The organism is Rhizorhabdus antheiae (genome assembly GCF_049889055.1).
In the GTDB taxonomy this organism is placed as follows: Bacteria; Pseudomonadota; Alphaproteobacteria; order Sphingomonadales; family Sphingomonadaceae; genus Rhizorhabdus.
This window is the reverse complement of record NZ_JBLTWO010000004.1, coordinates 255,957-277,054: the sequence shown is the minus strand read 5'-3', so window position 1 is coordinate 277,054 and position 21,098 is coordinate 255,957. Positions and strand designations below refer to the sequence as shown.

The 21,098-nt window shown below is 66.8% G+C and carries 16 protein-coding genes; 6 read left to right on the top strand and 10 right to left on the bottom strand.

The features are described from left to right. Positions 1-4 precede the first annotated feature (4 nt). The 3 genes from gyrB to recF form a co-directional block, all read right to left on the bottom strand. Positions 5-2,488 (bottom strand): DNA topoisomerase (ATP-hydrolyzing) subunit B, encoded by a 2,484-nt coding sequence (gene gyrB, locus ACNI3R_RS10620; protein ID WP_426183032.1) that lies wholly within the window; start codon positions 2,486-2,488, stop codon positions 5-7. A 162-nt stretch (positions 2,489-2,650) separates the two neighbouring features. Continuing rightward, positions 2,651-3,475, bottom strand: a complete 825-nt coding sequence (locus tag ACNI3R_RS10615) for a glycosyltransferase family 25 protein (RefSeq protein WP_426183030.1) — start codon at positions 3,473-3,475, stop codon at positions 2,651-2,653. Positions 3,476-3,552: 77 nt separating this feature from the next. Continuing rightward, a complete protein-coding gene (gene recF / locus ACNI3R_RS10610; RefSeq protein ID WP_426183028.1) occupies positions 3,553-4,623 on the bottom strand; it encodes a DNA replication/repair protein RecF in 1,071 nt (356 codons plus the stop codon). Positions 4,624-4,736: 113 nt separating this feature from the next. On the opposite strand from recF, the gene ACNI3R_RS10605 reads away from it, so the two are divergent. Next, complete coding sequence (locus ACNI3R_RS10605; protein ID WP_426183026.1) at positions 4,737-5,483, top strand: hypothetical protein; 747 nt, start codon at positions 4,737-4,739, stop codon at positions 5,481-5,483. 45 nt (positions 5,484-5,528) lie between these two features. Here the strand turns inward: ACNI3R_RS10605 and ACNI3R_RS10600 are convergent, their stop codons facing one another. Further along, a complete protein-coding gene (locus tag ACNI3R_RS10600) occupies positions 5,529-7,790 on the bottom strand; it encodes an NADP-dependent malic enzyme (protein WP_426183024.1) in 2,262 nt (753 codons plus the stop codon). Between the two features lie 86 nt (positions 7,791-7,876). Here ACNI3R_RS10600 and mutS point away from each other — a divergent pair, with 86 nt between their 5' ends. Further along, complete coding sequence (gene mutS / locus ACNI3R_RS10595) at positions 7,877-10,525, top strand: DNA mismatch repair protein MutS (RefSeq protein WP_426183022.1); 2,649 nt, start codon at positions 7,877-7,879, stop codon at positions 10,523-10,525. A gap of 24 nt (positions 10,526-10,549) precedes the next feature. Here the strand turns inward: mutS and ACNI3R_RS10590 are convergent, their stop codons facing one another. Together ACNI3R_RS10590 and ACNI3R_RS10585 are read right to left on the bottom strand one after the other, a co-directional pair. Further along, positions 10,550-11,125, bottom strand: coding sequence for an outer membrane protein (locus tag ACNI3R_RS10590; protein WP_426183020.1), 576 nt, complete (start codon positions 11,123-11,125; stop codon positions 10,550-10,552). 106 nt (positions 11,126-11,231) lie between these two features. Next, positions 11,232-12,581: an aminotransferase-like domain-containing protein gene (locus ACNI3R_RS10585; protein ID WP_426183018.1), complete on the bottom strand. Its 1,350-nt coding sequence runs from the start codon at positions 12,579-12,581 to the stop codon at positions 11,232-11,234. A 78-nt stretch (positions 12,582-12,659) separates the two neighbouring features. On the opposite strand from ACNI3R_RS10585, the gene ACNI3R_RS10580 reads away from it, so the two are divergent. From ACNI3R_RS10580 to ACNI3R_RS10570, 3 genes are all read left to right on the top strand, one after another. Beyond that, on the top strand, positions 12,660-13,112 hold the full coding sequence (locus ACNI3R_RS10580) for a DUF983 domain-containing protein (protein ID WP_426183016.1): 453 nt from the start codon (positions 12,660-12,662) through the stop codon (positions 13,110-13,112). Then, positions 13,109-13,348: a hypothetical protein gene (locus ACNI3R_RS10575; protein ID WP_426183014.1), complete on the top strand. Its 240-nt coding sequence runs from the start codon at positions 13,109-13,111 to the stop codon at positions 13,346-13,348. The genes ACNI3R_RS10580 and ACNI3R_RS10575 overlap by 4 nt, the downstream gene beginning before the upstream one ends. 61 nt (positions 13,349-13,409) lie before the next feature. Beyond that, complete coding sequence (locus ACNI3R_RS10570; RefSeq protein ID WP_426183012.1) at positions 13,410-16,172, top strand: [protein-PII] uridylyltransferase; 2,763 nt, start codon at positions 13,410-13,412, stop codon at positions 16,170-16,172. Positions 16,173-16,193: 21 nt separating this feature from the next. Here the strand turns inward: ACNI3R_RS10570 and ACNI3R_RS10565 are convergent, their stop codons facing one another. The 4 genes from ACNI3R_RS10565 to thrS all read right to left on the bottom strand — a co-directional run bounded on the left by ACNI3R_RS10565 (position 16,194) and on the right by thrS (position 19,841). Further along, a complete protein-coding gene (locus ACNI3R_RS10565; protein ID WP_426183010.1) occupies positions 16,194-16,658 on the bottom strand; it encodes a GNAT family N-acetyltransferase in 465 nt (154 codons plus the stop codon). A gap of 96 nt (positions 16,659-16,754) precedes the next feature. Beyond that, positions 16,755-17,294 (bottom strand): translation initiation factor IF-3, encoded by a 540-nt coding sequence (infC, locus tag ACNI3R_RS10560; RefSeq protein WP_426183009.1) that lies wholly within the window; start codon positions 17,292-17,294, stop codon positions 16,755-16,757. A gap of 124 nt (positions 17,295-17,418) precedes the next feature. After that, positions 17,419-17,814 carry a putative quinol monooxygenase gene (locus ACNI3R_RS10555; RefSeq protein ID WP_426183007.1) on the bottom strand — a complete coding sequence of 132 codons (396 nt, stop codon included), beginning with the start codon at positions 17,812-17,814 and terminating at the stop codon, positions 17,419-17,421. 23 nt (positions 17,815-17,837) lie between these two features. Continuing rightward, positions 17,838-19,841 carry a threonine--tRNA ligase gene (thrS, locus tag ACNI3R_RS10550; protein WP_426183005.1) on the bottom strand — a complete coding sequence of 668 codons (2,004 nt, stop codon included), beginning with the start codon at positions 19,839-19,841 and terminating at the stop codon, positions 17,838-17,840. 181 nt (positions 19,842-20,022) lie between these two features. Between thrS and ACNI3R_RS10545 the strand changes: the two genes are divergently transcribed. Next, positions 20,023-21,054: a YjgN family protein gene (locus tag ACNI3R_RS10545; RefSeq protein ID WP_426183003.1), complete on the top strand. Its 1,032-nt coding sequence runs from the start codon at positions 20,023-20,025 to the stop codon at positions 21,052-21,054. Positions 21,055-21,098 lie beyond the last annotated feature (44 nt).

The window sequence follows — 21,098 nt, the reverse complement described above, 5'->3', positions numbered from 1 at the left end:
ATCGTCAGACGTCGAGATTGGCGACGCTCAGCGCGTTCTCCTGGATGAACTCGCGGCGGGGTTCGACGACGTCGCCCATCAGGCGGGTGAAAATCTCGTCGGCGACGTCGGCCTGCGCGACCTCGACCTTGAGCATCGCCCGGTTGGACGGGTCGAGCGTCGTTTCCCATAGCTGCTCGGCGTTCATCTCGCCGAGCCCCTTATAGCGCTGCACCGACATGCCCTTGCGGCCGGCGGCGAGGATCCCGTCCAGAAGATTGGACGGCTGGAACACCGCCGTGCCGCGCGTGTCGGGGACATCGTCCTCTTCGGCCTCGGCGGCAGCCTGCGCCGCGACGCTCTTGACCGAGACGAGGCGCGCAGTCTGGGCGTAGCTGTCGGCCTGTTCCGAGGCGAGGGCGTGGAGCTTGCGGGCTTCTGCCGAGCGGACGAAGGCCGGATCGATCAGGTGAACGTCGGTCACGCCGCGCCACAGGCGACGCAGGTCGTAGCCACCATCCTCGGACAGGTCGCCCGTCCATTTCGCTTCGGGATCCATGCGACCCATCCACGCGGCCATGCGGGCCACCGCCGCGCGGTGTGCGGCTTCGTTACCCTCTGGGTCGAGCGCGCCGGTCAGCGCCAGCGCCTCGATAATCACCGGGTCGTAGCGCTTGGGGACGAAGCGCATCAGCGACTTCATCCGGCGCGCATGTTCGACCAGCTGGCGCAGATCCTCGCCCGAACGCGCGCCGAGCGGGGATTCGAGCATCATCGCGGCGAGGCCGGCGGTGACGAGATATTCGTCGAGCGCCGCATCATCCTTCAGATAGACTTCGGAGCGGCCGCGGCTGACCTTGTAGAGCGGCGGCTGGGCTATGTAGAGATGCCCGGCCTCGATGATCGGCCGCATGTGCCGGTAGAAGAAGGTCAGCAGCAACGTTCGGATATGCGCGCCGTCGACGTCTGCGTCGGTCATGATGACGATCTTGTGGTAGCGCAGCTTTTCGAGGTTGAAGTCGTCGCGGCCGATGCCGGTGCCCATCGCCTGAATCAGCGTGCCGACTTCCTTCGACGACAGCATCCGGTCGAAGCGGGCGCGCTCGACGTTGAGGATCTTGCCCTTCAGCGGCAGGATCGCCTGATAGACGCGGTCGCGCCCCTGCTTGGCCGATCCGCCGGCCGAGTCACCCTCGACGAGGAAGAGTTCGCACTTGCTGGGATCGCGCTCCTGGCAGTCGGCGAGCTTGCCGGGCAGCGAGGCGATGTCCATCACGCCCTTGCGCCGGGTCAGCTCGCGCGCCTTGCGGGCGGCTTCGCGCGCGGCGGCGGCATCGATCACCTTCTGGACGATCGAGCGGGCGTGGGCGGGGTTTTCCTCAAGCCACTCGGCCAGCTTGTCGGCCATCAGGCTTTCGAGAGGCTGGCGGACTTCGGAGGAGACCAGCTTGTCCTTGGTCTGCGACGAGAATTTGGGATCGGGCAGCTTGACCGAAACGATCGCGGTCAGGCCCTCGCGCATGTCGTCGCCGGTGAGGCTGACCTTCTCCTTCTTCAGCGCGCCCGACTTTTCCGCATAATTGTTGAGCGTGCGGGTCAGCGCGGCGCGGAAGGCGGCGAGGTGGGTGCCGCCGTCGCGCTGCGGGATGTTGTTGGTGAAGCAGAGAACCTGCTCATAATAGCTGTCGTTCCACTCGAGCGCGACGTCGATGCCGACATCGTCGCGCTGGCCCGTGATCGCCACCGGTTCGGGCATCAGCGGGACCTTGGTGCGGTCGAGATATTTGACGAAGGCCGCGATGCCGCCTTCATAATAGAGCTCGACCTCGCGCCGTTCGGCATGACGCTCGTCGACCAGGAACAGGCGGACGCCCGAATTGAGGAAGGCGAGCTCGCGATAACGGTGCTCGAGCTTGTCGAAATCGAACTCGGTGATCTTGAACGTGTCGGCCGACGGCAGGAAGGTCACCTTGGTACCCTTCTTGCCGTTTGCCGGTCCGACGACCTTGAGCGGTGCGACCGCGTCGCCCCGGCGGAACTGCATATAATGCTCTTCGCCGTCGCGCCAGATCGTCAGATCCAGGATATCCGACAGCGCATTGACCACCGACACGCCGACGCCGTGCAGTCCGCCCGACACCTTGTAAGCATTGGCGTCGTTGGTGTTGTCGAACTTACCGCCGGCGTGGAGCTGGGTCATGATGACCTCGGCCGCCGAGACGCCTTCCTCGGTGTGGATGCCGGTCGGAATGCCGCGGCCATTATCCTCGACCGAAACCGATCCGTCGGGGTTCAGCGTGATGATGATCCGGTCGCAATGGCCGGCCAGCGCCTCGTCGATCGCATTGTCTGACACCTCGAACACCATGTGGTGGAGACCCGAGCCGTCGTCGGTATCGCCGATATACATGCCGGGGCGCTTGCGCACCGCGTCGAGGCCCTTGAGGACCTTGATCGAATCGGCGCCATAGCTGTTGGTGTTCGGGCTGTTCTCGGTTTCGTTCGTCATGCCCAGCCTATAGCCCCGGCTGTCATAAAATCCAAAAGAAAGCGCCCGAATCGATGTCCGCTGGCCCTTCCGCTGCGGCCATCCGAGGCTTGATCCTTCGCCGCTCCGCGAGAGGGTCCGAACTTGTCGTCTGGCGCGACATTGCGAGGGGGCGGGCAGGGCTCAGCGCAACATGCGTCGATAGAGGATCTGCGAGGCGACGAAGGTCTCGGCGTCGAACGGCCGGTTGTGCAGGGCGTCGAAGGCGTCGAGGCGCAGGGCGTCGATGTCCCCGCCCGCCGCGAACAGATTGGCGATGTCGACGAACAGCTGGTGATTGCCCTCGTCGCGGCGGTCGGTGAGCGTCGTCTTCGCCCCGGGATCGAGGCCGACCAGATAGGGGAAGACATAGCGTGCCTTGAGCATGCCCGCGTTGATCGCACGCATGTGCGCGATGTCGACGGCGCAGGGATAGCCATGCTCGGCCATTTTCTGGAGGAGCGATGCGACTTTACCCGCCGATCCGGCCCGGATGATGTAGGCGGCTGTGCAGGAGGCGAAGATGTTCTTGCAGTCATAGGTCGCGAACTGGGTGAAGGACGGTGAGCGTATGTCGCCCACGTGCCGTCGCTGACGCAGAAGCTGGTAGACCGATCCGACGTTGGTGAAGGAGATCATCTGGGTCAGGAACAGGACGTCCCACTCCTCCTTCTCACACTCTGCCAATGCGTGGCCGACATAGTCGCCGAAGGCATCCGGAAAGCGGATGTCGTCTTCGAGGATCAGGAAGTGACGGTCGTCGCCGATCGACTCCGTAACCGCTTGATGCGACAGGAAGCAGCCCAGTTCGTTCCGGCTGATGCCCCGTTTGCGATCGTCCCCCTGCAGCGCGGGAAAACGGCCGACCTTATCGAGTCCATATCGCGCTAGCGCCTCTTCCATCCTGGCGCGGCGGTCGGTCGACCTGTCCAGATTGATGAACAGCCCCGAAATATCCCCCAATTTCATCTGCGCTACGACTTTCTCTCCACCCCTGGAGCGCCGATCTATACAGCCCCGCTCGCGTGAGGCCAGTCCGCCTTGGTTCACTCTTCCCGAAGGATGCCATTTTCCACGGCAAGCCAGGTGGCCGTGCCGATGCCCTCGAACAGCGCGCGCTCGGTGCCGGTCAGCCAGATCTGGCCGCCGCTTCGTGCGAGCCGTTCGAACAGCGCGCCGCGGCGGATTGGGTCGAGATGGGCGGCGACCTCGTCCATCAGCAGCAACGGCCGCTGGCCGCGCTCCTCGGCGACCAGATCGGCATGGGCCAGCACGATCCCCAGCAGCAGTGCCTTCTGCTCGCCGGTCGAGGCGCGGGCTGCGGGTTGCTGCTTGGCGGCGTGGCTGACCGCGAGGTCCTGCCGGTGCGGTCCGGCCAGCGTCCGGCCGGCGGCCCGATCGCGCGCGCGGCCAAGCCGAAGCTCCTCGGCCAGCGGGCGGCTTCCCGGCACCCAGCCTTCGATGGCCAGCGCGGCCCGCGCGAAGGGCGCTTCGACCTCGGCGGCGATGCGAAAGCCCAGCGCAACGACGGTGCGTGCGCGCGCTTCGGCGATCGCGCCGCCATGCTGGCCCATCTGCAGTTCGAGCGCATCCAGCCAGGCCGCGTCGGGCGTACCTTCGGCGGCGAGCAGCTTGTTGCGCGCACGCATCGCGGCTTCATAGCGGCTGACATGATGCGCATGGCCCGGTTCGATCGCGAGGACGAGGCGATCGAGGAAGCGGCGGCGCGCCTCCGCGCCCTCGGCGAACAGCCGGTCCATGGCCGGGGTCAGCCACAGAAGGGCGGTCCATTCGCCCAGCGCCGTGGCCGAGGCGGCCGCGCCGTTGATCCGGACCTGGCGGCGATCGGGCGTGGCGGCGGTGGTCCCCGTGCCGAGCCGGACGCCGTCGGCCAGTTCGGCCGCCACCGCGAAGCCGCCGGGCCCGCTGCTGCGCGCCATTTCGGACAGAGGCGCGCCGCGCAGCCCGCGACCGGGGCCGAGCATAGACACGGCTTCCAATATGTTGGTCTTGCCCGCACCATTCTCGCCGGTGAGCACGACGAAGCCCGGTGCGGCCGCTATCGTCGCCGACGCATAGGAGCGGAAGTCGGTCAGCATCAGGCGGGCGACGGTCATGCGCCCCTGTTGGCGATTTTTGCGCGCAAGGGGAAGCGCAGGGACGGAGCGATGATCATGCGGGCAGCGCATGGCGCTCTCGACCTGTCTCCAAAATGGGCTAAGCAACGGCGATGATCGCTGCTGCATCCTTCCGTCGCGCGCTCCTGATGGGCGCTTTCCTGATCCTGTCGGGCGCCGGCACCGCCGCGCAGGCGGGGTTGCGTGCCATCTATATCGATATCGCCAAGGCGAAGCAGCTGCAGATCGACGTTTACGACAATGGCGACGCGCGCATCGGCGAGGTGGGCAGCGAAGATTATGGTCTGCTGGTCGGCGGACAATTCTACATCGTCGACAAGGAGGGCGGCACGACCACCGTCGCACGGCTCAGGGACGTGGCGGCGGCGATGGACCAGGTGCTGCCGCCGGTGTTCAACGGCCTGTTCGAACTGGCGCCCGACGCCATGCCGAAAGCACCGTTGACCGTCGAACCGGGAGAAGTCGCGAATGCAGGCGGCCGCGACGGACGCGTCTACCATATCAAGGGGCTCGACCATGTCCGGCCCGACAAGCCGAGCGATTTCCTGATCAGCGCGGACGAGGATCTGAAACCGGTCGGTGCCGCGCTCGAGGGCTTCATGAATGCGGCGGTGGTTCCCTCGGCGCCGCTGATCGGGGCGATGGCGAAGGAGCTGATCGCCGAGACGCGGACAATCTTCTCGCTCGGCACGCCGATCGACGTGGGCGGTCGCTTCCGGCTCAACGTCGCCAGCAAGGCGGCCTTTCCTTCGGCTTATTTCCGCCTTCCGGCCCAGCCGCAGAGCGTCGGATCGCTGGTCCTGTCGATGAAGGCGGCGATGGCACAGAAGCCGCAATAAGGAACAACACCCTCCCGCACCGAAGTGCGGGAGGGAGCGGGATCGTCAGTGGGCGATGCCCGATGCGGCCAGCAGCGCCAGCGTCATGATCTCCGACGCGTTGGACGACATGGTCGCGATCTGGACCGGCTTTTCCATGCCGACCAGCATCGGCCCGATCACCGAGCCGCGCCCGAGTTCGCGCAGCAGCTTGGCCGAGATATTGGCCGACTGCAGGCCGGGCATGACCAGCACATTGGCCGGCGCCGACAGGCGGTTGAACGGGTAGAGCTTCATGATCGACGGGTTCAGCGCGGCATCCGGTGCCATCTCGCCTTCATATTCGAAGCTCACGCCGCGCGCGTCGAGTTCGCTGACCGCGCCGCGCACCGTCTCCAGCCAGGTGCCCGACGGATTGCCGAAGGTCGAATAGCTGAGGAAGGCGACGCGCGGTTCATGGCCCATACGGCGCGCGACCGCTGCGGTCGCCTCGGCAATGTCCGCCAGTTCGGTCGCCGAAGGCCGCTCGGTCACGGTCGTATCGGCGATGAAGGCGGTGTGATTCTGGCCGACGAACAGATGGATGCCCAGCGGCTTCTTCCCCTCGACCGGGTCGAGCACGCGGCGGATCTGGCGGAAGGTCTGGCTGTAGGTGCGGGTGGTACCCGTCACCATCGCATCGGCCTCGCCCAGCGCCACGAGCAGCGCGCTGAAGACATTGCGATCCTGGTTGACCAGTGCCTGCACCTCGCGGCGCAGCGCCCCGCGCCGCTTCATGCGGTCATACAGATAATCGACCATTTTATCGACCAGCGGCGAGTTGCGGCTGTTGTGCAGTTCGAAGCTTTCCGGATCCTCGACGCCCAGCTCGCGCAGCTTGTCGGGAACATCGTCGCGGCCGACCAGAACCGGGGTGCCATAACCGAGCGTCCGGAATTGGATTGCCGCACGCAGCACCACCTCTTCTTCGGCCTCGGCGAAGACGACGCGCTTGGGATGGGCGCGGGCGATGTCCGACGCCAGCGTCAGCACCGAGGTGGTCGGATTCAGGCGTGCCTTCAGGCTGTCGCGATAGGCGGCCATGTCGAGGATCGGCTTGCGGGCGATGCCGGTATCCATCGCTGCCTGCGCGACCGCGACGGGGACCACCTCCATCAGGCGCGGATCGAAGGGCGCCGGAATGATATAGTCGCGGCCGAAGCGGGGCGCTGCGCCGCCATAGGCTGCGGCGACCTCCTCGGGCACCTGCTCGCGCGCCAGTTCGGCCAGCGCACGGGCGGCGGCAATCTTCATCTCCTGGTTGATCCCGCTCGCGCGGACGTCGAGCGCACCGCGGAAGATGAAGGGAAAGCCCAGGACATTGTTGACCTGGTTCGGATAGTCCGAGCGGCCGGTGGCGACGATCGCATCCTCGCGCGCCGCCTTGGCTTCGGGCGGCAGGATTTCGGGATCGGGATTGGCCATCGCGAAGATGATCGGGTGCGGGGCCATGGTCTTGACCATCTCGGGCGTCAGCGCGCCCTTGACCGACAGGCCCAGGAACACGTCCGCGCCCTCGACCGCCTCGGCGAGCGTGCGCTTGGAGGTCGGCGCGGCATGGGCCGACTTCCACTGGTTCATGCCTTCCTGGCGGCCCTGATAGACGACGCCCTTGGAATCACACAGCAACACCTTGTCGGGCGACACGCCGACATCCTTGATCAGCTCGGTGCAGGCGATCGCGGCGGCACCGGCGCCGTTGACCACCACGGTCATGTCCTTGAGGTTGCGGCCCGTCAGAAAGGCGGCGTTGATCAGCCCGGCGGCGGCGATGATCGCGGTGCCATGCTGGTCGTCATGCATCACCGGGATGTTCATGCGCTCCTTGAGCGCCTGTTCGATGATGAAGCACTCGGGCGCCTTGATGTCCTCGAGGTTGATGCCGCCGAAAGAGGGCTCGAGCAGGGCGACCGCGTTGATGAAGGCCTCGGGATCCTCGGTGTCGAGTTCCAGATCGATCGAGTCGACGTCGGCGAAGCGCTTGAACAGCACCGCCTTGCCTTCCATCACCGGCTTCGACGCCAGCGCGCCGAGATTGCCGAGGCCGAGGATGGCGGTGCCGTTGGAGATGACCGCGACGAGGTTGCCCTTGGCGGTATAGTCATAGGCGGTGGCGGGGTCGGCGGCGATCGCCTTGACCGGAACCGCGACGCCGGGGGAATAGGCCAGGCTCAGGTCGCGCTGCGTCGCCATCGGCTTGGAGGCGATGATCTCGATCTTTCCGGGACGGCCGGTCGAATGGAAGAAAAGCGCTTCGCGATCGGAAAACTGAACCTTGCTGCTGGTCATGTGCGGCCCCCCTCGGCGCCAGATGTTTTGCCCGGGCTGCTTGTGGGGCATGGTCGGGAAATCGACAAGCCGCTATCAGCCCGTGCATGGCGCAAAACCCAAAAAACCGCAGCGACAGCCAGGCCTCTGCTCCGACGCCGATGATGGCGCAATATCTGGCGCTGAAGGCGGCGGCAGAGGACTGCCTTCTCTTCTATCGCATGGGCGATTTCTTCGAACTGTTCTTCGATGACGCGCGCGCCGCATCGGCCTGCCTCGACATCGCGCTGACCGCGCGGGGCGAACATCAGGGGCAGCCGATTCCGATGTGCGGAGTCCCCGTCCACGCCGCCGAGGCCTATCTGGCCCGGCTGATCAAGGCCGGCCACCGCGTCGCCATCGCCGAGCAGACCGAAAGCCCCGCCGAGGCGCGGAAGCGCGCGGGTTCGAAGGCGCTCGTCGAGCGCGCGATCGTGCGGGTGGTGACGGCGGGAACGCTGACCGAGGAGGCCCTGCTCGATGCGCGCTCGGCCAACTGGCTCGTCGCCGTCGCCGCGATCGGGCAGGGCAGCGACCGCCGGCTGGGGGTCGCCGCCGCCGATATTTCCACCGGGCGGTTCGAGATTGCGGGCCTGCCTGCCAGCGGGCTCGATGCCGAACTGGCGCGGCTCGGTGCGGCCGAGGTCGTCGTGCCCGAGGATCTGGACGAGCCGGTCGCCGAGGCGGTTCGCTGGCCGCGCGAACATTTCGACAGCCTGCGGGGCGAGGAGCGGCTCAAGACGCTGCTCGGCGTGGCGACGCTCGACGCCTTCGGATCGTTCGAGCGGGCTGAACTGGCGGCGGCGGGCGCGCTGATCGCCTATCTCGAACGGGCGGGGCAGGGCAGCCTGCCTTTCCTGCAGCCGCCGCGCCGCCGCGTGGTCGCCGATCATATGATGATCGACGCGGCGACGCGCGAGAGCCTGGAGATCACGCTCAGCCAGTCGGGGCAGCGCAAGGGCAGCCTGCTCGACGCGGTCGACCGCACCGTCACCGGCGCGGGGGCGCGGCTACTTGGCAACGACCTGTCGGCCCCGCTGACCGACATCGCCGCGATCGAGGCACGGCTCGACCTCGTCGCGCTGTTCGAAGGGGACGGACTGCTGCGTGACAGGCTGCGGTCGGCGCTGCGGGCACTGCCCGATATCGGTCGTGCCCTCGGCCGCCTCGTCGCCCGCCGGGGTGGCCCGCGCGATCTTGGGCAACTGCGCGATGGTCTCGAACAGGCGCACATGCTCCACGACCTGCTGTCCGGGGTGGCGCCGATGCCGCAATTGCTGGAGGCGCTGCTGCCGCGGCTGTCCGGCCATCAGCCGCTGATCGAACTGCTGCGCCGCGCGCTGGTCGCGAGCCCGCCGATCGATGCCGCTCAGGGCGGCTATATCGCCGAGGGCTATGATCCCGCACTCGACGCGCTGCGCGGGCAGGGGGGCGAGGGGCGCAAGGCGATCGCCGCGCTCGAGGCCCGCTACCGCGCGGAAACCGGCATCGCGTCGCTCAAGATCCGTCATAATGGCGTGCTCGGCTATCATATCGAGGTTCAGGCGAAACATGCCGACCCGCTGATGGCAGCGGACTCGGGCTTCACCCACCGCCAGACGCTGGCGGGCGTCGTGCGCTTCAATGCGCCCGACCTCCACGAACAGGCGATGAAGGTCGGCCAGTCGGGCGAACATGCTCTCGCCGCCGAGGCCGCTCATCTGGAGGACCTGATCTGCACGGCGCTGGCCGGGACCGCCGAGATCGCCGTGACGGCAGACGCGCTGGCGCGGCTCGATGTCGCAGCGGCGCTCGCCGACCGCGCGGTCGAGGGCGGCTGGACCCGCCCCCATTTCGAGCCGCACCCCTGCTTCGACATTCGCGGCGGCCGCCATCCGGTGGTCGAGGCGGCGGTCCGGGCACAGGGCGGACGCTTCGTCGCCAATGACTGCGGCCTGTCGGAGCAGGAGCGGCTGTGGCTCGTCACCGGGCCCAATATGGGCGGCAAGTCGACCTTCCTGCGCCAGAACGCCGCAATCGCGATCCTCGCCCAGGCGGGCAGCCCGGTGCCGGCCGCGAGCGCCCGGCTCGGCATCGTCGATCGCCTGTTCAGCCGGGTCGGGGCCTCCGACAATCTGGCGCGCGGCCGCTCGACCTTCATGGTCGAGATGGTCGAGACTGCGGCGATCCTTGCCCAAGCGACCGAACGCAGTTTCGTGATCCTCGACGAGGTCGGGCGAGGCACCTCGACCTATGATGGTCTCGCCATCGCCTGGGCGGTGGTCGAGGCCGTGCACGACATCAATCGCTGCCGCTGTCTGTTCGCGACCCATTATCACGAGCTGACCCGGCTGGCCGAGCGGCTCGACGCGCTGTCGCTCCACCATGTCCGCGCGCGCGAGTGGAAAGGCGAGCTGGTGCTGCTGCATGAAGTGGCGGAAGGCCCGGCCGATCGCAGCTATGGCATCGCCGTGGCGAAACTTGCCGGCCTGGCGCCGGCGGTGCTGGGACGGGCCAAGGAGGTTCTGAAGAAGCTGGAGGCCGGGCGCGCCGCGACCGGCGGGCTGGCGGCGGGCCTCGACGATCTGCCGCTGTTCGCTGCCGCCGCGCAGGCCGAGGAAGACAAGCGCGATCCGCTGCGGCTGGAGATCGAGACGATCGACGTCGATGCGCTCAGCCCGCGCGAAGCGCTCGACCTGCTCTACCGTTTGAAGGCGCTGGCGCGCGACGGGGCCTGATCCCCACGCGCGCCAGGCTCTTCCTTAGAAGCCGAGGCCGAGGCCTGCGACCAGCTGGTGGCGCGAGAAGCCGCCCTCATAGTTGCTGTAGCGATATTCGAGCTTGGTATAGGCCGACGAGCCCAGCTTCATCTCGACCCCTGCACCGGCGCGGAAGCCGTCGCCATTTACCGACGTGCTCTCGGTAATCGTTCCCGGAAAAATGACGATCGTAGCCGTCTGCTTGATCCGGGCATTGGTATAGCCGGCGAGTGCATAAACCTTGATCTTGTCGCTCGCCTTCAGCCCGACCCGGGCAACGGCGGCGAGGTCGCGCTTGGCCTCCTGGCAAAAGCCGCCGCCAAGGAACTGGTCGCACTGCTTGGTCGAACTCAGATCGGCATCGGCTTCGAAACCGATGAACGCCATCGATCCGATCGGCACGTCGACGCCAAGACCGATGCCATAAAGCAGGCCATCGTCATCGCTGCCGCCGACCGTGACGCGGTCCCAGCCGCCATGGGCTTCGACGCGGAAGGTGACGGCGTCGTCGGCCGCAACCGCCGGTGCCGCGATCAAGCCGGCCGCAACCGCAGCCAATATCCGATAGCGCATGAACATTCCCCCTGTTGAAACGGAGGTGTTTCTAAAGCGGTCGCGCTTTGGCCGGAAGATGAGGGGGGCGGCAATCTGCTCCATTGTGGACCAAGCCGGGCAGCATATTGGGCTAGAGACGGAGCAGAGTGCGAAGGCCCTCGAACGCCCGCGTCAGGCTTTCATGGCCGATCGCGCCGCCGATCGAGATGCGGATCGCCCTTTCGGGTGCCCCCGGATCGACCGCGAAGCGCTCGCCGGGCACGATCGACAGGCCCAGGGGACCCAGCCGCGCGGCGAGGTCCGCCGGGGCAGGGGCATCGCCCGGCAGGCGCAGCCAGAGATGATAGCCTTCCGGATGACCGGCATGGTCCAGCCCGGCGAGCAGCGGTGCGATCCGGCGCTGCCGCGCCACGCCCTCGGCGCGAACCCCTGCGACGAGCTCGGCGAAGATCCCCTCGCGCAGCCAGTAGGTCGCCAGCGCCGCATTCAGGGGCGGGGCCATGACGCTCGTCTCGTGGAGATCGTCGGCAAGCAGTTTCGCTGCTTGGGCCGACGGTGCCCGGACATGCGCCACGCGCAGCACGGGCGAGACGATCTTCGACAGGCTGGCGATATGCCAGCTGATTTCGGGGGCGAAGGCGGCGAGCGGCGGCAGGGGCTTTTCGGGGAGCTGACCATAAGCGTCGTCCTCGATCAGGATCAGCCCATGTCGCCGCGCGATCGCTGCCAGCCACAACCGTCGCTCGATGTCGAGCGTGGCGGTGGTCGGATTGTCGTTGGTCGGTACGACATAGATGGCCTTCGCGCCGGCGAGCGCGGCCGACTGGACAGCGTCGGGATCGAGCCCGTCCCGATCACCGGGAATCGCGTGCAGGGTCAGGCGGAAGCGGCGCGCCAGCGCGATCAGGCCCGGATAGGTCGACCGCCCCGCGCAGATGATGTCGCCCGGCGCGAACAGCGTGCCGATGATTGCGTGCAGCGCATGCTGCCCGCCTGCGGTGACGATGGCCTGCTCTTCCCTGGTCGCCATAGCGCGCGCAGCAAAGGCGCGCGCGGCTTCCTGCCGGTCGCGCACCGCCCCGCCGCGCGGCTGATATTGCAGCAGCGGGGATTGCCCCCCTGCGTGCAGCAGCCGCGCCATCCCCTCGCGCAGGGCGTCGCCGAGGCGCGCGAAGCCCGGTTGCGGCGGCATGATCATGCCCGGATCGCCGACCAGATCGGCGACCGGCAGGCCGGCGGCATTGCGGACGAAACTGCCGAGTCGGCCCGACCCCTCGATCAGCCCGGCGTCGCGCGCCAGCCCATAAGCGCGCGTGACCGTAGTGAGATCGACGCCCAGTTCGCCGGCCAGAGCGCGTTGTGGTGGCAGGCGTTCGCCGGGGCGCAATGCCCCGGTCCGGATCGCATGGTCGATCGCGTCGGCAATCGCCTGATATTTGGGGCCGTGATTGCTCTCTATGCCGTCGAGCCAGCTTTGCATGGCCGGGTGCGATCCTTATGTATGGTTGAGAAAGCCATACAATCTTCCCTATCTGGGGCAAGCAGGCTGGAGCACCCCATGACCGACCTTTCCCCGATCGCCAGCGAGGATATCGCCTGGCCCCGTCTCGACCCGGTCAAGACCGGCACGCGCGGCCGCTGCCCCCGCTGCGGCGAAGGCGCGCTGTTCGACGGTTTTCTCAAGCTGCGTTCCTCATGCGACCATTGCGGCCTCGATTACGGCTTTGCCGACCCGGCCGACGGACCCGCCTTCTTCGTCATCTGCTTCGGCTGCGTGCCTGCGGTGATCTTCGCGCTGATGCTGGAGATATTCGCCAATGCGTCGCTGCTCACGCAGCTGCTGCTGACCGGGCCTTTCCTCCTCGTCACCTGCCTGCTGCCGCTGCGGCCGCTGAAGGGCTGGCTGACCTGCAGCCAATATTTCTTCAAGGCGGGCGAGGGGCGGTTGAGCCGGCCCTGGTATCCCTATGGCGCCGACGGCCCCGCAGTGCTGCCGCCCGAGCGGCGATGAACGCTGCGGGCCCTCTCGCTGCTGCGCGCGAAGCGGCGGCGCGTCACCTCGATGCTTCGGGCTATCCTGCCGAAGCGGCGCTCGTGCGGACGGGTGAAGGCGACGATTTCGCGGAAGTGCGCATAGCCCTGTCGGTGTTGACGATCCTGTCCGACGGACGGGAAGCGGCGGAGCCAGCAGGCATTGCCGTACGGCGCGACCGCAACGGGCACCGGGTCGGCGGGGAAGAGTTCTGATCGACGCCCATTCCCTCGCGGTCGCCTAGCTCTTTTAACCATTCCTCCCTATGTGGCTGCCATGGCCACGAAGTTCGATATCCTGCCGCAACGCCGCGCGATCATCGATCGCCGCGCCGTGGCCGATGCTCTGTCCGCGCTCCTGCCCGGCTCCACCGACGCGACCGCGCTGCGCAATGCGGGGACGACCATCCTCAAGGTTGCGCTCGACGTCGGTCGCGCGGAGATCGCCCGCCGCCTCGCGGCGGCGCCGACGCGCGGGTCGGAGACCGCGTCGGCTTATGCCTTTCTGACCGATCAGATATTGCGCCTGATCTACGATTTCACCACGGAGCGGCTTTATCCGATCAGCAATCGTTCCTCGGCCGAGCGGCTGACCCTGATCGCGGTCGGCGGCTATGGCCGGGGCGAGATGGCGCTCCATTCGGACGTCGACATCGCCTTCCTGACCCCGTGGAAGCAGACCAGCTGGTCCGAACAGGTGATCGAGTCGATGCTCTACTCGATGTGGGACCTCGGCCTGAAGGTCGGCCATTCGAGCCGCTCGCTCGACGACATGATCCGCATGGCCAAGAGCGACCTGACGATCCGCACCGCCCTGCTCGAAGGGCGTTTCGTGTGGGGCGACATCGCGCTCTACGACGAGGCAGCGGTGCTGTTCCGCCGCGATGTCGTGACCGGCACCGCGCGGACCTTCGTGTCCGAAAAGCTGCAGGAGCGCGAGGACCGGCACAAGCGGATGGGCGACAGCCGCTATGTCGTCGAACCCAATCTGAAGGAGGGCAAGGGCGGCCTGCGCGACCTCCACACGCTCTTCTGGATCGGCAAATATGTCTATCTCGTGCAGTCGGTGCCCGAGCTGGTCGAAAAGGGGCTGCTGACCCGCGCCGAGCTGCGCCAGTTCCAGAAGGCCGAGAATTTCCTCTGGGCGGTGCGTTGCCACCTCCACATCGTCGCGGGGCGGCCCGAAGACCGCCTGACCTTCGACGTCCAGCCAGAGATCGCGCGGCGGATGCGCTATGCCGAACGGCCGGGCAAGTCGGCGGTCGAGCGCTTCATGCAGCATTATTTCCTGATGGCGAAGCGCGTCGGAGACCTGACCGCGATCTTCCTGGCGCATATCGACGAGACCTTCGCGGCGCGTGGACGACGCTTCGGTTTTCCGTCGCTGCGTCGGCGGCCGTCCAAGCTCGACGGCTTCGTGCTCGATCGCGGACGGCTGGCAATCCCCGCGGACGATTTTTTTGCGCAGGATCCGGTGCGGCTCGTCCAGATGTTCGCGATCGCCGACCGCCATGGGCTGGAGATCCATCCGTTGGCGATGCGCGCGGCTGGTCGGGACGCCAAGCTGATCGACAATGGGGTACGCCGCGATCCGCGTGCCAACGCCTATTTCATGGATGTTCTGACGTCGCACAACACGCCGGAGACGGTGCTGCGGTGGATGAACGAGGCCGGGGTGTTCGGCCGCTTCGTGCCCGACTTCGGCCGCGTCGTCGCGCAGATGCAGTTCGACATGTACCATCACTATACGGTCGACGAACATTCGATCCGCGCCATCGGCCTGCTCAGCCGCATCGAGAAGGGCGAGCTGAGGGACGATCATCCGCTCGCGTCGAAGATCCTGCCGGGGATCGTCCAGCGTCGCGTGCTCTATGCTGCGGTGCTTCTCCACGACATCGCCAAGGGGCGCGGCGGCGACCATAGCCTGCTGGGGGCGGAGGTGGCCGAGAAGCTGTGCCCACGCTTCGGGCTCAGCGCGGCGGAAACCGAAACCGTCGCCTGGCTCGTCCGGCACCATCTCGCCATGTCCGACACCGCGTTCAAGCGCGACCTGTCCGACTTCAAGACGATCCTCGACTTCGCCGAAAAGGTGCAGAGCCCGGAACGTCTGCGCCTGCTCTTCTGCCTCACCATCGTCGATATCCGCGCGGTGGGGCCGGGCGTCTGGAACAGCTGGAAACGCCAGCTGCTCGGCGATCTCTACGAAGCGGCCGAGGAAGTGCTGCGGCTCGGCCACAAACAGACCGGCCGCCGCGAGCGGATTGCCGCAAAACATGCGCAATTGCAGCTACGCCTCGGCTGGGACGATGCTCGCTTCGCAGCCTATGTGGCGCGCTTCCCGGAGGCCTATTGGGTTGCCGAAAGCGTCGACATATTGGAGGGCAATGCGCGCCTGATCGAGGCGGCCGATGGCGAAGGCAAGCCGCTTTCGATCGCCTCCTCGCCCGACCCCGATCGGGGCGCGACGCTGGTGAGCATCTATGCCGGCGACCATCCGGGCCTCTTCTACCGCATCGCGGGTGCCATCCACCTCGCGGGGGCGAGCGTCATCGATGCCCGCATCCACACCACCCGCGACGGCATGGCGATCGACAATCTGCTGGTGCAGGACCCGTTCGGCCAGCCCTTCGAGGGCGACGACCGGATGACGCGGCTGAGCATCGCGATCGAGGATGCGCTCGCCAACCGGACGCGCATGGCCGACCGCCTCGCCGCCAAGCCGCTCACCCGTCCGCGTGCCGACGCCTTCTCGATCGAGCCGGCCGCGCTGATCGATAACCGCGCCTCGAACCGCTACACGGTGATCGAGGTCAACGCCCGCGATCGTCCGGCGCTGCTCCACGCTCTCGCCCATGCGCTGTTCCAGGCGAAGGTGATGATCCATTCCGCACATATCGCGACCTATGGCGAGCGTGCGGTCGACGTTTTCTATGTGGCCGATCTGACCGGGGACAAGATCACCAGCGCCGCGCGGCTCAAGACGCTCGAGCGATTGATCCTCGATGCGGCTGCTGGCGGAGTCAGCCGCAAGGCGGCGTGATCGCGTGCCGGCGGCGCGTCGTCAGGCGAGCGCGCGCCGCATGAACAGCGAGGCCGGGCCATAGGGCCGGTCGGGACCGTCCGTGGCGGGCAGAAAGTCCTGCGAGCTCCAGAAGGGGCCAGAGTCGCCGACTGCGATCAGGCTGATGTCCGCGAAACCGGCACGCTTTGCCTGCGCCACGATGATCTCGACCGCAGCCCTCCCGGCACCGGTGCCGCGCGCTTCGGGCAACAGGGCCAGGTCGTGCAGATAATAGGTGTCGGCATCTTCGGGAATCGCGCCGAGCGGATGGTCGAGCTTGGGCGGCGTGGTCCGGTACCAGGGATGAGCGAGCACATAGCCGATGGCACTGTCCGATCCGTCGAGGATCAGGCAGCCTTCCGGGTAGAGTGCGAATTTCTCGGCGATGATCTCGGGGCGTTCGGGATAGTCGACATGGACGCGGTCGGCGATGCGGACCACCGCGTCGAGATCCCGACGCGCCATCGCGCGCCATCGGCCAATCATCGGCTTGCGCATAGGGAGCGTCGTCGCGCCGCGAGGACGCCGGGCAATCCGATCAGGAGCGCCCGGCCTCTTCGCTTATTTCGGCGCGATCACCATCAGCATCTGGCGGCCTTCCATGCGCGGAAACTGCTCGACCTTGGCGGTTTCCGCCATGTCGGCCTGCACGCGCTGAAGCACCTGCATGCCCAGCTGACCATGGGCGAGCTCACGGCCACGGAAGCGCAGGGTGACCTTCACCTTGTCGCCTTCGCCGATGAACTCGTGAATCTTCTTCATCTTGGTGTCATAGTCATGGTCGTCGATGTTCGGACGCATCTTGATCTCCTTGATCTCCTGCGTCTTCTGCGACTTCCGGGCAAGATTGGCCTTTTTCTGGGCCTCGTACTTGAACTTGCCGACATCGAGGAACTTGCACACGGGCGGGTCGGCGTTCGGAGACACCTCGACCAGATCGAGCCCGGCTTCCTGTGCCTGCTCGATCGCCTCGCGCGTATACATCACGCCCAGATTCTCGCCCTCTTCATCGATCACCCGAACCTTGGGGACCTGGATGAATTCATTGTAGCGCGGGCCGTTGAGCGGCATAGGCGGCTGCCCCAGGGGGCGGCGCATCATCGGGGGACGTATAGTTCAATCTCCTGTCATCGTTATTCTCGGGCGATATAGGCCTAAACGCCGGGCTTTGGAAGATGGGCGCGCGCCACTGTTGCGCTTTCTCCGCACCTGTGTCGCGCGTGCGTCAGACGAGGCCGACACCGCTGACCGGTTCGGTCTCGAAATAGGTGTCGAAGCGGGCGATCAGCGGCCGCCCGCGTGCGATCGCGGACTGGACCGAGGGCAGTTTGAGCGACGCGGCGTGGGCCTCGCGGCTGGCCCAGACTTCGGTGACGAAGATCGCATCGGGATCCTTGGCGTCGCGGGCGACGATATAGGATCGGCAGCCGGGCATGGCGCTGGACCCCTCGGTCAGGATCGCGATCAGCGTGTCGCGCGTGCCCGGTTTGGCGAACATCCGACCGATCAGTCCGTACATGGTCTGTCCTTCCTTATCGGCCGGCGACGCGGCACCGGCCGCGCTGCCCAGCATTGCCAGGGCCAGGCCCCCCGCCATCATATCCCGCCGCGTGGTGGACATGTGGGGGGAGCCTGCCCGATCCATCAGGCCCGCAGGTCGGGCGGAGTCGCCTCGGCGCGCAGCATGGCGATCGCTTCGTCGAGGCCCATCACGCTCTGTGCCTGCTCGCCGAGCCGCCGGATCGCGACCGTGCCTTCCTCGGCTTCGCGCTTGCCGACCACCAGCAATGCCGGGACCTTGGCGAGCGAATGCTCGCGCACCTTGTAGTTGATCTTCTCGTTGCGCAGGTCGCTCTCGACGCGCAGGCCTGCTGCCGCCAGCTTCGCCTCGACCTCGCGGGCATAGCCATCGGCATCGGAGACGATCGTCGCGACCACCGCCTGCACCGGCGACAGCCACATCGGGAAGCGGCCGGCATGATGCTCGATCAATATGCCGATGAAGCGCTCGAAGGTGCCGAGGATCGCGCGGTGGAGCATGACCGGGCGGTGGCGCTCGCCATCCTCGCCGACATAGGAGGCGTCGAGCCGCTCGGGCAGCACCGTGTCGGCCTGAATCGTGCCGACCTGCCAGGTGCGGCCGATCGCATCGGTCAGGTGGAATTCGAGCTTGGGCGCATAGAAGGCGCCTTCGCCCTCCAGCTCTTCCCAGCCGAACTCCTCGGTCGCGCGGCCCGAGGCGGCGACCGCGTCGCGCAGCGTCTGCTCGGCCTTGTCCCACATTGCATCGCTGCCGAAGCGCTTCTCGGGGCGCAGCGCCAGCTTGATTGCATAGCGCTCGAAACCGAGATCGCGATAAACGGAATCGAGCAGATCGCAGAAATCCTTGATCTCGGGGATCAGCTGGTCCTCGCGGACGAAGATATGCGCGTCGTCCTGGGTGAACTGGCGGACGCGCATGATGCCGTGGAGTGCGCCGTGCGGCTCGTTGCGGTGGCAGCAGCCGAACTCGGCCATGCGGATCGGCAGGTCGCGGTAGCTCTTTATGCCCTGGCGGAAGATCAGGACATGCGCCGGGCAGTTCATCGGCTTGAGCGCCATCAGATCGCCCTCGCCCGACAGCACCGGACCGTCATCCTCGGTGCCCGGAATCTCGTCGGGCACGACGAACATATTCTCGCGATATTTGCCCCAGTGGCCCGACTGCTCCCACTGGCGCGCGTCCATCAGCTGCGGCGTCTTGACCTCGACATAGCCCGACGCGTCGAGCCGGCGGCGCATATAGGCCTCCAGCTCGCGCCACAGGCGGAAGCCCTTGGGGTGCCAGAAGACCGAGCCTTGCGCTTCGGACTGGAGGTGGAACAGGTCCATGTCCTGCCCGATCCGGCGATGGTCGCGCTTGGCGGCTTCCTCAAGCCGGGTCAGATGCGCGTCGAGCTGCTTCTTGTTGAGCCAGCCGGTGCCGTAGATGCGGCTCAGCATCGCGTTCTTCTGGTCGCCGCGCCAATAGGCGCCCGACACGCGCGTCAGCTTGAACGCCTGCGGGTCGAGCTTGCCGGTGCTCGGCAGATGCGGCCCACGGCACATGTCGAGCCAGTCGTCGCCCGACCAGTAGACCGTCAGCGCCTCGTCACCCGGCAGTTCGGCGGCCCACTCGGCCTTGAAGCTCTCGCCCTGCTGCTTCCAGCGCGAGATCAGCTGCTCGCGGCTCCATTCCTCGCGGCGGAGCGGCTTGTCGGCGGCGATGATGCGGCGCATCTCGGCCTCGATCGCGGGCAGATCCTCGTCGGTGAACGGGCCGCGATCGGGCGCGGGCGCGAAGTCATAATAGAAGCCGTCGTCGGTTGCGGGGCCGAAGGTGATCTGCGTGCCGGGGAAGAGCGCCTGCACCGCTTCGGCGAGGATGTGCGCATAATCGTGGCGGGCCAGCTCGAGCGCATCCTTCTCGTCGCGCGCGGTGACGAGGGCGAGCGCCGAATCCCGCTCGAGCGGACGGTCGAGGTCGCGCAGTTCCCCGTCGACCCGCGCGGCGAGCGCGGCCTTGGCCAGGCCCGGTCCGATCGCGGCGGCGATCTGGGCGGGGGTAGTGCCGGTCTTCACTTCGCGCACCGAGCCGTCGGGAAGCGTGATGGTGAGAAGATCGGACATGGGAAAGGGAGATTCCTTCGAGTTTGCGGAGCGCGGCTTATGCCCGGACTAGGGGGGCAGGGGCAAGCGCCGCGATTCGCGTGCCGAACCGCATGGAATCCGCCGGAACGGACTTATCTGCGCTTGACGCGAACCCCCGTTCGCGGTCCCCTGCTGCAGGGGGAAAAGGGGGATCATCGGGATGGAAGACGCGCGGACCGACACGGCCTTCCGGTTCGAGGGAACATGGCGCGAATTCGCGCCGATCGCCTTCACCAACCTGCTGCTGATGATCGCCACGCTCGGCATCTATCGCTTCTGGGCCAAGGCGCGCGAGCGGCGCTATCTGTGGAGCCGCACCGCCTTCATCGGCGACCCGCTCGAATGGACCGGCACGGGCAAGGAGCTGTTCATCGGTTTCCTTCTGGCGGTGCTGATCTTCGGCGTGCCCCTGATCCTGATCCAGTTCGCCGCACAGGCGCTCATCACGCGGGGGCATCTGGGCGCGGCCCAGATCTTCGGTTTCCTGTTTACCTTCGGCCTTCTGTACGTCGCTGGCCTCGGCCGATTTCGTGCGCTGCGCTATCGCCTGAGCCGCACCCGCTGGCATGGCATACGCGGCGGCAGCGACGAAAAGGGTGTGGCCTATGGCTGGTCCTATCTGTGGAAGTCGCTGGTCGGGGGGCTCGTCTTCGGCCTGATGCTGCCTTGGTCGATGATCGACCTGTTCAACCAACGCTGGAACAGCATGAGCTTCGGTCCCCATCGCTTCGATGCGGGCGCCGAACATGGTGCGCTCGTGAAGCGTCTGCTCATCTGCTATGGGGTCGGCGCCGTGATGATCGCTCTGATCTTCACCCTGGCAGCTGCCGCTGCGCCGCTGGCGGTCTTCGTCTTCCTGCTCGGCTTCATGCTGGTCGCGTTTGCGCTGGTCACGACCTATTATGCGCTTTTCCTCCGCCTCGCGATCGGAGGCCTGTCGCTCAACCGGATCGATTTCGGCTTCACCGCGCGATCCTATGATGTCGCCAAGCTGGTTCTGGGCGACCTCCTCCTGCTTGTCGGCACGCTGGGCCTCGGCTTCGTATTTCTCAGCTATCGGCATTGGACCTTCTTCATCCGTCATCTCGAGGCCTATGGAGAGGTCGAGCTCGCCACGCTGGTCCAGTCCGCTACCGAAGAACCCCGCCAGGGCGAAGGGCTGCTCGATGCCTTCGACGTGGGGGCCTTCTGAGCGAGTCGGCGCCGGCCTGGCTGCACGACGGCAGGAGCGCGGTT

Excerpts from the sequence above, each read along its gene's own strand:
- ACNI3R_RS10545 (WP_426183003.1), top strand. The coding sequence starts at position 20,023 with ATGGAAGACGCGCGGACCGACACGGCCTTCCGGTTCGAGGGAACATGG.
- ACNI3R_RS10590 (WP_426183020.1), bottom strand. The coding sequence starts at position 11,125 with ATGTTCATGCGCTATCGGATATTGGCTGCGGTTGCGGCCGGCTTGATC.
- thrS (WP_426183005.1), bottom strand. The coding sequence starts at position 19,841 with ATGTCCGATCTTCTCACCATCACGCTTCCCGACGGCTCGGTGCGCGAA.
- ACNI3R_RS10555 (WP_426183007.1), bottom strand. The coding sequence starts at position 17,814 with ATGTCCACCACGCGGCGGGATATGATGGCGGGGGGCCTGGCCCTGGCA.
- ACNI3R_RS10580 (WP_426183016.1), top strand. The coding sequence starts at position 12,660 with ATGACCGACCTTTCCCCGATCGCCAGCGAGGATATCGCCTGGCCCCGT.
- ACNI3R_RS10605 (WP_426183026.1), top strand. The coding sequence starts at position 4,737 with ATGATCGCTGCTGCATCCTTCCGTCGCGCGCTCCTGATGGGCGCTTTC.
- ACNI3R_RS10570 (WP_426183012.1), top strand. The coding sequence starts at position 13,410 with ATGGCCACGAAGTTCGATATCCTGCCGCAACGCCGCGCGATCATCGAT.
- ACNI3R_RS10585 (WP_426183018.1), bottom strand. The coding sequence starts at position 12,581 with ATGCAAAGCTGGCTCGACGGCATAGAGAGCAATCACGGCCCCAAATAT.
- ACNI3R_RS10615 (WP_426183030.1), bottom strand. The coding sequence starts at position 3,475 with ATGAAATTGGGGGATATTTCGGGGCTGTTCATCAATCTGGACAGGTCG.
- infC (WP_426183009.1), bottom strand. The coding sequence starts at position 17,294 with ATGATGCGCCGCCCCCTGGGGCAGCCGCCTATGCCGCTCAACGGCCCG.
- recF (WP_426183028.1), bottom strand. The coding sequence starts at position 4,623 with ATGACCGTCGCCCGCCTGATGCTGACCGACTTCCGCTCCTATGCGTCG.
- ACNI3R_RS10565 (WP_426183010.1), bottom strand. The coding sequence starts at position 16,658 with ATGGCGCGTCGGGATCTCGACGCGGTGGTCCGCATCGCCGACCGCGTC.
- ACNI3R_RS10575 (WP_426183014.1), top strand. The coding sequence starts at position 13,109 with ATGAACGCTGCGGGCCCTCTCGCTGCTGCGCGCGAAGCGGCGGCGCGT.
- ACNI3R_RS10600 (WP_426183024.1), bottom strand. The coding sequence starts at position 7,790 with ATGACCAGCAGCAAGGTTCAGTTTTCCGATCGCGAAGCGCTTTTCTTC.
- mutS (WP_426183022.1), top strand. The coding sequence starts at position 7,877 with ATGGCGCAAAACCCAAAAAACCGCAGCGACAGCCAGGCCTCTGCTCCG.
- gyrB (WP_426183032.1), bottom strand. The coding sequence starts at position 2,488 with ATGACGAACGAAACCGAGAACAGCCCGAACACCAACAGCTATGGCGCC.